Origin of the sequence: Pseudocolwellia sp. AS88 (assembly GCF_030551755.1) — a bacterium.
Lineage (GTDB): Bacteria > Pseudomonadota > Gammaproteobacteria > Enterobacterales > Alteromonadaceae > Pseudocolwellia.
On the sequence record NZ_JAUPEC010000011.1, the window covers coordinates 87188 to 102059 of the forward strand.

Here is a 14872-nt window from a genome sequence, read left to right on the forward strand (position 1 = left end):
TTGCTAGCTTCCTTTTATTTCTGAAGAGAGCTCTGTAGCGAGATGAATGGCTTGTTTGATACGTGGGTAAGTGCCACATCGACAAATATTTCCACTCATCGCTTGTTCTATTTGCTCATCATTTGGTGAGGCATTTTCAGCAAGTAAAGCCGCGGCTGACATCATCTGCCCCGGTTGGCAGTATCCACATTGTGGAACATTCAAACTTTTCCAAGCTTGTTGAACAGGGTGGTCACCTTCATCTGACAAGCCTTCTATTGTGGTGATTTTATTCTGTCCAAGTACAGAAATAGGCAAAACACATGAGCGAGTTGCTAATCCATCTATATGAACGGTACATGCACCACAAAGCCCTTTGCCACAGCCATATTTTGTTCCTGTATATTTTAATATATCGCGAAGTACCCAAAGCAAAGGCATATCACCTTCTTCGTCAACGTTGTTTGGCTTGCCATTAATATTTAAAGTGAACATTTAATTCTCCATTTTATTGTGTCAGCTTTTTAAACTCAGCAAGCTGCTTTGGTGTATCAATATCATCAAAAGCAGGTGTTAATACCAAACTTTGATAATTTTCAGAATGTTTAGCGATAATATTAATGGCGTCCGTTGTACCACTACAAAAAATAATTTCTTTAGGGGAGTTAGCCTTAATAAAGTCACTTATCAGTGAACGTGATTGCTCAACTTTTGCTGTTACATTTTGGCTCAGTTGATAAATGCCTCGATGACTATTTGCATGCTCTTGGGTAAGGTATTGATAACTGCACTCGGCAACAACTTTAGGTACAAGACAAGTTACTGCACTATCGAGATACTGCAATTGTTGATGAAAATAGTGGAAAATCATCTTTCCAAGGGCTAATTATTTTCATAGTAAATATGATGCTTCACTCATTGTTCGTCTGTTATCTACTAATAGACTTTTTATCGCTTGTTACAAGTGATATACGACAGAGCGTCCGCCATCTACAATTAAACTTTGTCCCGTCATAAAGCTTGATTCTTTCGAGGCAAGAAATAGTGCAGGGTAAGCTATCTCATCACACGAAGCATTTCTTCTAAGTGGATGAATATCTGCAATCTTTTTTCTTGCTGCTACGGGATCTTCAGACTCAGCAAACCATTTAAATGCTGCAGCAGTTTCAACCATACCTGGGCAAAGGGCATTAACCCTTATATTATCTTCACCAAGTTCTACGGCTAAATTTTTAGTGAGGCCAATTATTGCGTGTTTGGTTACTGCATAAGGGAAATGATTAGGTACTATTTTGAATGAATGTACTGAACCAATATTTACAATGGTGCCAAACCCTACTTCTTTCATATAGGGAATAACCTGCTTACAGCAATGCCACATACCATCTAAATTAACGGCAAAACTTTTATCCCATTGTTCAGTTGGTGTTTCTAAAAACTTCTTATTTTCATAAATAATTCCGGCATTATTAATTAAAACAGTAGGCTTACCCAACAGATTGACTGTTTGGTCAACCATATTTTTAACCGAATCAATGTTTGAAACATCAGTGTTAACAAAGATAGCTTTTAAACCCTGTTCAGTTAAGTTTTTAACAACACTCTCGCCTAATGCTTCATTTACATCGGCAACGCATACGCTTGCCCCTTCTTGACAAAATAATTCAGCGATTGATCGGCCAATACCGTCAGCTGCACCAGTTACAATGGCAATTTGATCTTTTAATCGTTTACTCATAAAGGACCTACTCTATTAATTAGCTGGAATAGTTGCAGATACTAACCTAATTAATGAACTCACAAATGCGTGTTTTGTTAATTTGATTAGTGTTTTTTAAGCCTGCATTACTATTTATAGTTTCTATTTAGTATAGATAGTAATACATAAAACGATAAATATAAACATCATATGTTTATATTTATTGTATCTTTGTCGTTTCAATGCTAAATTTTATAAGTTATCGAGAGAAAATACTTTAAGTAAAATAATTATTATAGGTAAAAAGATGTCATTAATAGATAAGAACGTAGCCTTTTATTCGCTCATTGCCGCATTTGGTGGTTTTGTTTTTGGCTTAGATGCTGCGAATATTTCTGGTGCTATCCGTTTTATTAGTTCTGAGTTTGAATTAACAAGCTCTCAAACGGGTACCGTAGCAGGTATCGCTTTGATCGGGGTTATTTGTGCTTTATTTATTACTGGCCCTTTATGTGAACGTTTTGGTCGTAAAAAAGTATTGCTTGCTATAGCGCTAGCATATTCTGTTTCTACTATTTTATCGTCAACCGCTGTTAGCTACGAAATGCTTGTTATTGGGCGTTTTATTGGTGGTGTTGCTTTCGCATCGATTACGGTTTCAGCCATGTATATAGGTGAAATTGCTCCAGCAGACAAGCGCGGTAAGTTTGTATCTACTAATCAATTAATGATCGCGGTAGGTTTATTGCTAGCTTTTGTTATTAATTATTTTTTAATTAAAATGATGGGCGATATCAGTTGGATAAACAATGACAACATTTGGCGCTACATGTTAGGTGCTGAACTGATAGCCAATGTTATTTGGGTAACGCTTATATTTTTTATTCCTGAATCACCGCGTTGGTTAATAATGAAAGGCCGAAATGAAGAAGCAAAAACAATTTTGGCTAAAATTTCTTTAGCATACCAAATAGAACCAACGATTACTGAAGTTACTGCAAGTATTAACTTAGACAAAAAGAATTCAATTTTAAACCAACTGAAAGATCTTTTTAGTACAAGAATGCGCTTCGTTCTCGTTCTTGCCGTTGTTTATGCCGTTGTTCAAGGTGCTACAGGGATGAATGCGGTGTTATTTTTTGCTCCTTTAGTATTTGAACAGGTAGGTATGAGCGTTCAAGACACGTTTATGCAAACGATCGTTATGGGGCTTGTTGGTGTTATCTCTACAATATTTGCTATTGCTTTTGTCGAAAAATTGGGTCGTCGCTTTCTAACGTTAGGTGGTTTGCTGCTAGTTGTTGTTGCGCATGGTTCAACTTGGTTTGGTTTTAGCCAAGTAACTTACGAATTTGACCAGTCAGTAATGATGAAAATAGAGAAACAGTTTACTCAAGAAAATTATGATATTGAACGATTGAAGCCACTAGTCGGTAAAGTTTTTAAAAGTGATGTTGATTTAAAAGTGCAATTAGCGGAAATATTTAATAAGAAAGAATTACCGTTAGTGAGTGGCATTGTTATCAATGCGAGCATCCAAGGGGTGAATGCGGGCATGGTCTTGTTTGGTATCTTTGCCTTTTTAGCGGCATTTAATTTATCAATAGGACCAATTCTATGGGTTATATTCTCAGAAATATTCCCTAACAATGTTAGAAGTGTGGCTTTGCCTTTTGCTGCATTAGTGCAAACCATTGCCTCTTGGTCAGTGAGTGAGTTTTTCCCTTGGCAATTAGAACACCTAGGTGTGTCTAATATTTTCCTTATTTATGGTTGCATAGGCTTATTTGGTTTGGTGTTAATGTTCTTCATTTTACCTGAAACAAAAGGTAAGACGATTGAAGCAATAGAAAAAGAATTAGTGACGGCTTAAGCTGTTTAATAAGTCGATTTTTTTGGAAGTAGAGTAGAGTCAATGACTAAAAATTTATTATCGAAAGGCTACCTAATTGTAGATTGGGGAACAACTAACTTTCGCGTGTTTTTAATGAATAAAAATAGTGAGTTAGTAAAGAAACAAGAGCTAGCACTTGGTTTGTTACATGTTAAAGACGGCGACTTTGCTAACGCTCTCGAAGGTGTTTTGTCTGATTGGTTAGATGAATATAAATCTTTGCCTATTATCATGGCGGGCATGGTAGGTTCTTTACAAGGTTGGTTTGATGTTGATTATGTACAAACTAATGTTGATAAGAATTTATTAGCAAATAACTCCTACAACTTTATCTTACCTTGGGGAGCTCCGGCGACAATAATACCTGGTGTTACGCATCAATTGCCTGAAGAACGATATGACGTAATGCGCGGTGAAGAAGTACAGATTTTTGGTTTAGCAAAAATAGTCGATAAAACATTATTTAATGCTATTTTACCTGGCACGCACAGTAAACATATTCGCGTAGTGAATGGAAAAATAACCGAACTTTTTTCTTTTATGACTGGCGAGTTATTTTCGGTTATAACCGAGCATACTATCTTAGGTAAGGGGCTACCTGAGCAAGAAGACAGTGCAGAAGCCTTTTTGCTTGGTGTAAAAGAAAGTAAAACGGATAAGTTAACCAATGTTCTTTTTGCTGCTCGAACGCATCGCCTTTTTAACAATATTTCAGACAATGAAGTCTCTAGTTACTTATCCGGTTTACTAATCGGTAACGAATTACATAGTTTAAGTAGTAATCATGTTTACATGGTTGGCGGCGAAAAATTATGTTCAAAATATAAACTTGCTTGTAGCGCATTATCCATTGCTTTTACGTATGTTAATGGCGATGAGTGTTTTCTTGCAGGTATGGCAGATTTAATTAAGGTGTTACATCAAAGTGAATAAATTTAACTTAGAACAACAGTTCCCGCTTATCGCGATCATTCGCGGTGTTTTACCAAATGATGTTATTCGTATTGCTAAAATTCTAATAGAAGAAGGGTTTACGATGATTGAAGTACCATTAAACAGTCCTGACGCACTAGACAGTATAAAACGTTTAGTGGATGAATTTCTTGTCAACAACAATACACAATACTTTGTTGGAGCTGGTACAGTTACTACTGTTCAAAAAGCAAAAGATGTTATTGCTACAGGCGCAAACTTAGTGGTAACGCCTAACATGAATCCAGAAGTAATTAAGCTGTCGATTGCAGCGGGTTGTGCAACATTTCCTGGTGTTGTTACACCAACTGAAGCGTTTGGTGCTTTGGAAGCAGGTGCAACTGGTATCAAGTTATTTCCTGTTTCAGCATTGGGAGAAGATGGCTTTAAAGCGTTAAACTCTGTGTTACCTAAAGGGACATTGTGTTTCCCTGTTGGCGGTATTGACCCTACCGAAGAAAGTATGAAACCCTTAATGGATATTGGCGCTCAAGGTTTTGGTTTAGGCTCATCTTTGTACAAGCCAAATATGTCTGATGAAGAAATACGATCTGCTGCAAAAGCGTTTGTCAGTACGTTTAAAAAATTATCAAAATAAAATCATTTAGTAAACAAGGTTAACGTTATGAAAATTACCGCAATTACCCCATACGTGATATGGGTTGGAACTCGAAATCAACTGATTGTTAAAGTTGAAACAGATGACGGAATATATGGCTGGGGTGAGGCTGGTTTTTCTTTTCGTGAGCAAGCCGTAGCAATGATGATTGAGCATTTCTCTAAGTTTATTATCGGCCAAGATCCAATGAATATCGGTCGTATTTGGCAAGAATGTTACCGAAGTCATTATTTTGAAGGTGGCCGAGTGGTTACCGCAGCTATGGCTGCTATTGATATCGCACTACACGATATCAAAGGTAAAGCGCTAGGCGTGCCTGTTTATCAATTAATTGGAGGTAAGCAGCGTGACGTGGTACCTGCTTTTGCGACTGTACCTGCAGAGCCAAGTCAGTTAATGATTGACCAAGCTGTTCAACTTAAGGAAATGGGGTGGAAATGTATTCGTTTCATTGCTGATGGTATGGGCGCTGCATACAATAGCACAGGTGTTGCCGGCTTTGAGCCACGCCAATCAATTAATACAACAGTACCTTGGTTAATCAAAGCACGGGAGGTGCTGGGACATGAAGTTGTACTTGGGCTAGAGTTTCATCACCGACTGAGTGTTGCTGAAGCTGCTTCTTTATGTCAAAAGATTCCGCCAGGAACGATAGACTTCTTGGAAGAGCCTATTCGTGACGAAACGCCTGAGGCATATGAAACCCTAAGAAAGTTAACCAACATTCCATTTGCAATTGGTGAAGAGTTTTCTTCAAAATGGCAATTTATGCCATTTATTGAACGAGAACTAATGCAATACAATCGTTTAGATATTTGTAATGTTGGTGGCTTTACAGAAGCGCTGAAAGTAGCTGGCTGGTCTGAAGCACATTACATTGATTTAGTTATGCACAACCCACTAGGGCCTATTTGTACTGCCGCTTCAATACATTTAGCAGCCGCGGTTCCCAACTTTAGTTGGCTAGAATGTCGTTCTTCACCATTTGAGCAATTAGGTTTTGATAATCCTGAGTTATTTCCTGTGCAAGCAACAATGGAAGGGCCAAATTTTGTTATTCCTGAATTGCCAGGGTTAGGGGTTGAAGTGAATGAAGAGAAAATTGCCGAGCAAAGTGCAACTTTTACTGAAGCACCTCATTTAACGAGAGAAGATGGCAGTGTCACAAATTGGTAAAACATATTTTTACTGATCATTGAGCAAAGTTAAAATATGGCTTAGTTGCAATAAATAAAAAAGAATAAACTGAGAAGTTAGTTGAAATTAATTATTAGTTACGTTGTGTTCAATAGACTATTACAGTAGAATTTCAACTATTACCTATAACTTTTATAAACGTCTAATGTTTGTGTATCTATTATGAGTGAATTAGTTTATTACGATTTAAAACGCGCGGCAACAATGACGCCTAGTATGCCTATTCAAGTCGCGCGAGAACTAGGGCGACGTATTGTTGCTGGTACCATTGAAGAAGGGACATTAATTGATGACGAAGCTTCTTTAACTGAACGCTATCAAGTAAGCCGCGTTGTTATACGAGATGCAGTTAAGATTCTTGTTGGCAAAGGCTTATTGGATGTTCGTCGCGGTATTGGCACACGTGTTAAACCTCGTAGTCAGTGGGTGCTTTGGGACGACGACGTGCTTGCTTGGCATGTGAACGCGCCACCAAATCAAGATTATATCAATCAGTTAATGGATATTCGTTTAGCGTTTGAACCTAAAGCATCACGTTGGGCTGCCGAAAGGGCCACACCTGAGGCATTAGCTGAAATTGAAGCTGCTGTTGTAGGTATGGAGCTTGAACAAGGTTCGGTTGAAAAATTCATTATTGCTGATGCATTATTTCATCGTGCCGTTTTAAGGGCAGCACGTAATGATTATTTAACGGCAATGGAAGGTGTTATTTATTCGGCGTTGTTGATTAGTGTTCAACTAACTAATCAAGATCCAAGAAAAAATAGCTCTTCAGTTTCTTTTCATCGAGACGTATATCAAGCGATTGCCGATAAAGATGGTGAGTTGGCAGAAAAGCTAACAAAAAAACTCTTAAAAGATGCAATTAGGCGTTTACATGAAGCGTTTGCAAATAGAGAAAGTTAGCTTAAAGCTTTTCAAATTATTAAAAAGCAGAGGTTGCGTAAAGCAATCTCTGCTTTTTTTTGTTTTAAGCTTTAATTATTTCATAATGATATTAGTGTATTGATAATTATTATCTAAAAATATTTTGAATACTTCTTGTATGCTAAAACGTCATATGTTTATATATGTATTACATAAATAATTATCTTTAATAAGCTATGGTGAGTGTTAAGTTTTTACCATAGTACTAAAGAATGCCTATTGGGGTCGTTAACACATGAAAAAATTTGCATTTAGTCGAAATTTATCTTTATTCGCAGTGTCTACATTATTGTTCGCTGGCTGTAATGCTTCACAGGGGGAATTGGAAGTTGTTTCTAAACCTGGTGAAATTAAACAACAGACAACATTTTTACCTTTATCGGATCCTCATAATGAAGGCGGTTGGACTTTAAATGAGGATGTAAGTGATGAGTTTGATGGTAAAGCTTTAGACGAAAGTAAATGGTTTATTGTTGGTAAGATAGATAAAGATGGTCAACCAATTTATAAAGATCCAGATTATCCAGAACGTGAAGTTTGGATTGGTCGTGCTCCAGCACAGTTTTCTGGTGGTAATGTTCGGTTAGAAGATGGCATGTTAAAGTTATCAGCTCGTTGGGAACCTGATTTTCCATTCACGAATGAGCAAGGTCTAGATAACGTTAAATGGCAGTATGGTAATTTTACTACTGCAGCTATTATTAATCGCAAAATGTTCAAATACGGTTATATGGAAGTACGCGCTAAAGCAGCCGATGCTGAAGTTTCAAGTGCTTTATGGATGACTCGACATGCTTTTAAAAATGGTCAACGTAATGATACATCATTAGAGTTAGATATTTTCGAACATTTCGGTAGTCACCGTATGGAAGGCCAAGAACATAGAGATAGAGATTTATGGTGGACTATTCATGACTGGGATCCTAAATATGGTCACGAAAACGGCAAAAACGTTACTTATACTGAAACTAAAGATTTAGGTTTTAGAGTAGCTGATGCTTTCCATATTTATGGCTTTGAGTGGAGCGAAACAGGTATCCGATATTATGTTGACGGTAAATTAGTTTCAGACGTGTCTATTGCTGATGTTGAAGCTTTTGCTAAGACGAAAGGTCGCGATAAAGGTTGGGTTATTGATAAAGCTATGCATCTTTGGCTTGATACTGAAACTTTCCCATGGAGAGGTTACCCAGACTCAAAAGCTGACTTAGAGAAAAACAGTCCTGAAGGCGAAAAAGAAGATGGTATTGTTGATTTTGAAGTTGAATATTTAAGAGTTTGGCAAAAACCTGAACATATGACTTACAAAGTAGAACACTAGTCAATTGCGCTTATTTAGTAGGCCTATATTAGGTATCGATTAAGCAAAACCGAACAGTAAATATAACCAGCTCACCTCTAGGTGAGCTTTTACCTATTTATACCCTTTCGACTTGAAGATACCTGAAACAAGCATCTTCAAGTCGAAAGGGTATACTAAATAAATTACAAACGAGAATTTTAAGGTTTAAAATGAACTTTCATTTAAAACAATTATTTTTTAATCCACGCTCTTCTCAAGAAAAAATTACATCGAAAAATACTTTAGTATCGGCACTGCCGAGTAAAACTAATTTATTGGCTTTAACAACAAGTGTTGCTGTTGCATTATTTTCCCAAGCAGCACACAGCAATCATAACGGTGATACACCTTTAGCCGAATCAAAAGAAAATGTTCTAGTCATTATGTTTGATGACATGCGTTTTGACACATTTTCATATCGTGGTGGGCCAGTTAACACCCCTAATATTGATGAACTTGCCAATCAGTCTATTCGTTTTGATAATGCAATGACTACCACTGGTTTATGTTCTCCTTCGCGTGCAGCGATGTTTACGGGTAAGTGGGGACATAAAACAGGTTTAGATGACAATGTTGAACTTTATCATTCACGTTTAGCCGAGCTTGATCCAAAAGAAGGCGGCATTATGCGAAAAGCATCAGACGCTGGATATTTAGTAGGGTATGTGGGTAAGTGGCATTTAGGTGCGCAAGGTACAAAAATGCGTGGTGCCGAAATAGATTTAGGTCAAGGCCATGAACCTCGTGAGCGATTCACTCGTCCTTGGACGCCTTATGCAAAAGTACCGCAAGTGAAAGGTTACTATGAAGGTAAGCTCGATAAAAACGGTGAAAAGCATGAATACTACATAACCCTAGATGGGACTTATGAAGATACTCAAGCCTATAAAAAATTGGTTCACGGTAAAAACATGTTAAAGCAAGCGGCTAAAGATGATCGCCCTTTCTTTGGCGTGGTGAGCTTTAATCAACCACACCCAGCCTATAGAGTACCAGAGCCTTACGCCAGTATGTATGACCCCGCTGCGGTTAAATTACCTGAAAATCATTTGATTCCACGGGTAAACAAACCATTAGCGCAAGACGGTATATGGTGGCCTTGGCATGATGTTGGTCATATGACGGATTTAGATTGGCGTAAATCACGATCTTTTTATTATGGTGCTATTGCCATGGTTGATCGAATTATTGGTGAGTTAATTCAAACGGCGAAAGAAGAAGGAATGTATGAAAACTTAACCATTGTTTTAGTGGGCGACCAAGGCAGCATGTTGGGTGAACATGGTCTTTATGATAAAGGCCCTTATGCCTATGACGAATTAATGCGTATGCCATTGCTTATTCGCGCACCTTCGCTTGCGCCTAAAATTGTGAATCGCCAAGTGTCGATTATTGATATTGCGCCAACGTTAAACGACATTATGGGCTTTTCGTCTGATACTGATATCGATGGCCGTACACTGCTACCTTTAATGACTCAAGGTGATGTTGCAGATAAAGGAAAAGTCGATTCAGCTCTTTATGCCTATGAGTGGTATAACGGTTCTTGGTTTGGTATTAGAGCAATCAGAACACCTGAAATGAAATTTGTATGGAATCCAGGCGATAGCCGAGATGAGCTTTATGATCTGGTGAATGATCCTATTGAAAAAGATAATCAAATTCAGAATAAATCATATCGTAAGAAGTTAAAGAGCATGGTTGCATTGCTAGAGAAGGAACTAGTAAGAGTTAGCGATCCTTCTGTAGAAAAATTCCGTCATCATATGAGTGCACGTGGATTACTTTAGTTAATTCAGCATTTAGATAGCAATTTATAGGTAAATAATAATGATTAACAAATTTTCACTAAGTAAATTAGTTGTAGGTTGTTTTTGTTTGATTTCTAGTGCGGCAACTATTGCTTCTGACGTAAACAAACGACCAAACATCCTCGTCATTTTAACTGATGACATGGGTTATGCTGACGTAGGCTTTAACGGTTCGCCCGATATAAGAACGCCAAGTTTAGATCAATTAGCATCAGAAGGGGTAGTCTTAACGTCGGCTTATAACGCACATCCATTCTGTGGGCCAAGTCGAGCAGGTATTATGACCGGTCGATACCCACATAAATTTGGTTCACAGTTTAACTTACCTACCAGTAATCGCTCTGGTGGCTTAGGTGTGCCAACCTCTGAAGTATTTATCAGTAAAGTGTTGCAAGATGCTGGTTATCGCACGGGCGCTATTGGTAAATGGCATTTAGGAGAAGAGGAAGAATTTCACCCGAATAATAGAGGCTTTGATGAGTTTTATGGCTTTCTTAATGGTGGTCATGACTATTTCCCTAAAAAATATAAACCTCAATATGAGCGTCAAAGAAAACAAGGTTTAAATCATTCAATTTTTCATTATCTAAGACCGTTCGAACGTAATGGAAAAGAGGAAGAGGAAACCGAATATGTTACAGACGGTTTGTCCCGTGAAGCGGTTAGTTTTATTAAAAAATCAGCATCTGATGAAGATCAGCCCTTCTTTTTATACTTAGCTTACAATGCACCGCATTCGCCTATGCAAGCAAAAGAAGAAGACATGGCGCAATTTCCTGAGATTAAAGATAATAAGCGGAAAGTGTATGCCGGTATGGTCTATGCGGTAGATCGTGGTGTCAATAAAATTGTGAAAGCGTTAAAAGACACAGGACAATACGACAACACATTGATTGTCTTTTTCAGTGATAACGGCGGTAAGCCAAACCTTGGTGCTAATAACCATCCGTTGCGCGGCAGAAAAGGTAGCGTATTAGAAGGGGGTTATAGAACACCCATGTTTTTCCATTGGCCTGAACAGGTACCTGATGGACAAACTTTTACTCATCCTATTTCAACGTTAGATTTATACCCAACGTTTGCAAAAGTTGCTGATGCCAAAATACCTCATAATAAAAAGCTAGACGGTAAAAATATAATGGAAGATTTGATAGCGGGAACAAGTCCTCGACAAGGGGAAATGATTTACGCCCTAAGACATCGAAAGGGCTATTCAGAAGCCGCAGCTAGAAGAGATAATTGGAAAATTGTTAATACGGGAAAAAAATGGCAATTATTTGATGTTGCAAATGACAGTAGCGAAAGTAAAGACGTGAGTAGCAAACATCCACTTATTGTTCGAGAAATGGTTGCCGAAATGGAATTGTGGAGCTGGACTAATCCTCAACCTTTATGGTTTCATATTCATGAAGAAGGTGTTCAATGGCGAGAAAAAGGGATGCCAAGGTTTCATGAAACCTTTAGTTTAAAAAATAATAGTACAAATTAATAACTAACAATCTACCTTCTCTAGTTCGCTCAAACTCTTATTTTGTGCGGGTAGAGAAGTTTAATTTTCCTCCTCATTTATCTTCATCAACTTTATTAACTATTGTTACATCAATCAGCTTTCAACCATTATTTTTATACCGCTCTTCTTTTCTATGTAAAAAATGTCATGTTTATTATTTTTACTGAAACTATTTTCAATTACATTCGCAATATCATATTGCAAATATAAACATCATATGTTTAAATATGTTATACTTTTCTGGTGTCAGCAATTTTAACTGAATATAAGTTTGAATGTGTTGATAGGTTAAAAAGTTTCCCAAGAAGTTAAACAGATAGGTTTAAGATTATGAAAATAGAGTGTATAAGAACTCACCATATTAGATGTGAATTGAAAGAAGCGTTTGGTTTCTCTCAATGGTTCTATAACCAACGTAATGTATTGCTTATCGAAGTGATTGCTGATGATGGTACATCTGGCTGGGGTGAATGCTACGGTCCTGCTGATGTAACTCAAGCAGCAGTAGAAAAGTTTTACGCACCAAGAATAATGGGAATGGACGCCCAATCTATAGAAGCTATATGGCAAAGCATGTGGCGCTCATCACTAGATTTTGCTCGAGCAGGCATCATGATGGGAGCAATGTCAGGCATTGATATGGCTTTATGGGATTTAAAAGGTAAAGCTTTAAACCTAAGTGTTAGTCAATTAATGGGTGGAGCTGCTAGAAATACAGTTCCCTGCTATGCCACGGGTATGTACTATCAAGACCTCCCTGAAGATAGATTACTCGATGTTTTAGTATCTGAAGCTGTTAGTTATTCAGAACAAGGCTTTAAAGCCATGAAAATTAAGGTCGGTAAGAATCTAAATTTTGATGAAAAACTTATCATAGCCATGCGAAAGGCGCTGCCAAATACTATTTTGGCCGCTGATTCTAATCACGCTTTTGACTTACCCGAAGCCATTAAAATTGGGAGAATTCTTGAAGATAATGATTATGCTTGGTTTGAAGAGCCTCTATCTCCAGAGCATCCTGATTTATTTAGACAGTTACAAGACAAAATAAATATCGCTATTGCTACTGGGGAATGTGAACAAACCCGTTTTGGCTTTAAAAAATTAATAGAACAGGGCGGTGTTCAGTTGGTTCAAGCCGATTTAGCGTATTGCGGTGGTATTAGTGAAGCATTAAAAATACGCGCAATAGCGTCTGCAAGCGGAATTAATATGATACCCCATGTTTGGGGCACACAACTCAATTTAGCAGCTGCAACACACTTTTTAGCTACCAGCTACTCTGAGCCAGGACGTTCAGAGTCTAAACCTTTATTTTTAGAGTACGACCGAACTGAAAACCCATTAAGAGACAATCTTTACAAGGTTAATGTTGAAGTTAAACAAGGCGAAGCGATTGTTCCTACTACACCTGGGCTTGGTGTAGAATTGGATAACGATGCTTTATCTGAATTTATTATTTGTACTACGGAATCAAAATGAACGACATTAAATATAAAATGATTATAAATGGTGAACTTGTAAGCTCATCTTCCACTTTTACGGTAATCAATCCAGATAATGAACAAACCGTTGCACAAGTGCCTCAAATTGAAGCGCAGCAAATTCAGGACGTTCTTCTTGCAGCAGAGCAAGGTTTTAATGCTTGGTCTAAAGTATCTATCGCGAATAGAGAAAAATTAATCCTAGCCTATGCTGATTTGTTAGAGCAGCATAAGGACGAAATTGTCGATATTCTCATTAGCGAATCAGGCAAACCTGCAGATAATGCTGAATATGATTTTGGTATGCTAATTAATTGTTTACGCTTTTTTGTTGAAGAAGCTAAACGTGTAGAGCAACCAGTCATTATTGATCCAGATGGTCGATTCCATCATTACATTCAACGTCAACCTATTGGAGTTGCCGTGGGTTATTTAGCATGGAACTTTCCTTTGCTTAATTTTGGTTACAAGCTTGCTCCTGTATTGGCATCTGGTTGTAGTAGCATTATAAAGCCTTCACAAGTAACACCACTTGCTACCTTGAGATGTGCAGAGTTAGCACTTGAAATTGCTTTTCCCGCAGGTGTTATTAACGTTATTACCAGCAACGACTACGATGTTACAAATCCATTACTAACCAGCCACGTTCCTGCTTTATTTACCATGATTGGTTCAACTAATTCAGGTGTTAAAGCCATGCAAATGGCGTGTACAAGCGTAAAGCATTTCTCAGTTGAGCTGGGTGGTAATGCCCCTGTTATTGTTTATGACGATGCAGAAGTGAAAAAAGCAGCGCACAGTATTATTGACCTAAAATACGGTAACAGTGGTCAAGTTTGTGTATCGCCTAATCGTTGTTTTGTTCATGAATCGGTATACCAAGAGTTTATTACCGAAGCTAAAGCTCACGCCGAAGGTTTAGTACTGGGGGCTGGTCGAGGTGAAGGACGTCGAATGGGACCTGTTATTAATGAAAAAGAGCGTGGGCGCATTCTTTCTCTTGTTGATGATGCTGTTGCTCAAGGGGCAACATTAACGTTAGGCGGGAAAATTCCAGCTTCTAAAGCAAAAGGCTACTATATGGAGCCAACCATCCTTACTGACGTTACTGTTGATATGTCTGTAGCGCGTAACGAAATTTTTGGCCCTGTTTTACCTGTTATCCCCTTTAGTGATGCAGATGACATTATCGCTTTAGCTAATGATTGTGAGTACGGCTTATCTGCTTACGTTTACACCACTAATTTAAAGCGCGCAATGCAAGCTGCAAATGAAATTCAAGCAGGTAGCGTTTGTATTAATGAAGTGCACTATGCGGTTCATTTACCACACGGTGGCTTAAAACAAAGTGGTGTTGGTAAAGATTGTTCTCGCTATAGCCTTGAAGAGTATTTAACCAATAAACGTGTTTCTATTTTGGTCAATGATTAATATGAGT

13 protein-coding genes are annotated in these 14872 nt (G+C 37.9%); 10 read left to right on the forward strand and 3 right to left on the reverse strand.

The features are described 5' to 3' along the window. Positions 1-3: 3 nt before the first annotated feature. From Q5N69_RS09810 to Q5N69_RS09820, 3 genes are all read right to left on the reverse strand, one after another. Positions 4-474 (reverse strand): (2Fe-2S)-binding protein, encoded by a 471-nt coding sequence (locus Q5N69_RS09810; RefSeq protein ID WP_304368724.1) that lies wholly within the window; start codon positions 472-474, stop codon positions 4-6. A gap of 13 nt (positions 475-487) precedes the next feature. Continuing rightward, entirely contained in the window at positions 488-850 is a 363-nt protein-coding gene (locus Q5N69_RS09815; protein ID WP_304368725.1) for an aminotransferase class V-fold PLP-dependent enzyme, read from the reverse strand. An 87-nt stretch (positions 851-937) separates the two neighbouring features. Further along, positions 938-1717, reverse strand: a complete 780-nt coding sequence (locus Q5N69_RS09820; protein WP_304368726.1) for an SDR family NAD(P)-dependent oxidoreductase — start codon at positions 1715-1717, stop codon at positions 938-940. Between the two features lie 184 nt (positions 1718-1901). Here Q5N69_RS09820 and Q5N69_RS09825 point away from each other — a divergent pair, with 184 nt between their 5' ends. From Q5N69_RS09825 to Q5N69_RS09870, 10 genes are all read left to right on the forward strand, one after another. Beyond that, a complete protein-coding gene (locus Q5N69_RS09825) occupies positions 1902-3551 on the forward strand; it encodes a sugar porter family MFS transporter (RefSeq protein ID WP_304368727.1) in 1650 nt (549 codons plus the stop codon). Between the two features lie 42 nt (positions 3552-3593). Next, entirely contained in the window at positions 3594-4505 is a 912-nt protein-coding gene (locus Q5N69_RS09830; protein WP_304368728.1) for a 2-dehydro-3-deoxygalactonokinase, read from the forward strand. Next, positions 4498-5142, forward strand: a complete 645-nt coding sequence (locus Q5N69_RS09835; protein WP_304368729.1) for a 2-dehydro-3-deoxy-6-phosphogalactonate aldolase — start codon at positions 4498-4500, stop codon at positions 5140-5142. Before Q5N69_RS09830 ends, Q5N69_RS09835 begins: the two co-directional genes overlap by 8 nt. Before the next feature lie 27 nt (positions 5143-5169). Beyond that, a complete protein-coding gene (locus Q5N69_RS09840; RefSeq protein WP_304368730.1) occupies positions 5170-6339 on the forward strand; it encodes a mandelate racemase/muconate lactonizing enzyme family protein in 1170 nt (389 codons plus the stop codon). Between the two features lie 183 nt (positions 6340-6522). Then, the gene (locus tag Q5N69_RS09845) at positions 6523-7266 is read left to right on the forward strand and encodes a FadR/GntR family transcriptional regulator (RefSeq protein ID WP_304368731.1); all 744 of its coding nucleotides are present in this window, start codon (positions 6523-6525) and stop codon (positions 7264-7266) included. Positions 7267-7522: 256 nt separating this feature from the next. Next, positions 7523-8608, forward strand: coding sequence for a family 16 glycosylhydrolase (locus Q5N69_RS09850; protein WP_304368732.1), 1086 nt, complete (start codon positions 7523-7525; stop codon positions 8606-8608). A gap of 191 nt (positions 8609-8799) precedes the next feature. Beyond that, entirely contained in the window at positions 8800-10419 is a 1620-nt protein-coding gene (locus tag Q5N69_RS09855) for a sulfatase-like hydrolase/transferase (RefSeq protein WP_304368733.1), read from the forward strand. A 40-nt stretch (positions 10420-10459) separates the two neighbouring features. Then, positions 10460-11929: a sulfatase-like hydrolase/transferase gene (locus Q5N69_RS09860; protein ID WP_304368734.1), complete on the forward strand. Its 1470-nt coding sequence runs from the start codon at positions 10460-10462 to the stop codon at positions 11927-11929. Between the two features lie 351 nt (positions 11930-12280). Then, positions 12281-13432 carry a mandelate racemase/muconate lactonizing enzyme family protein gene (locus Q5N69_RS09865; RefSeq protein WP_304368735.1) on the forward strand — a complete coding sequence of 384 codons (1152 nt, stop codon included), beginning with the start codon at positions 12281-12283 and terminating at the stop codon, positions 13430-13432. Next, positions 13429-14865 carry an aldehyde dehydrogenase family protein gene (locus Q5N69_RS09870; RefSeq protein ID WP_304368736.1) on the forward strand — a complete coding sequence of 479 codons (1437 nt, stop codon included), beginning with the start codon at positions 13429-13431 and terminating at the stop codon, positions 14863-14865. The genes Q5N69_RS09865 and Q5N69_RS09870 overlap by 4 nt, the downstream gene beginning before the upstream one ends. Positions 14866-14872 lie beyond the last annotated feature (7 nt).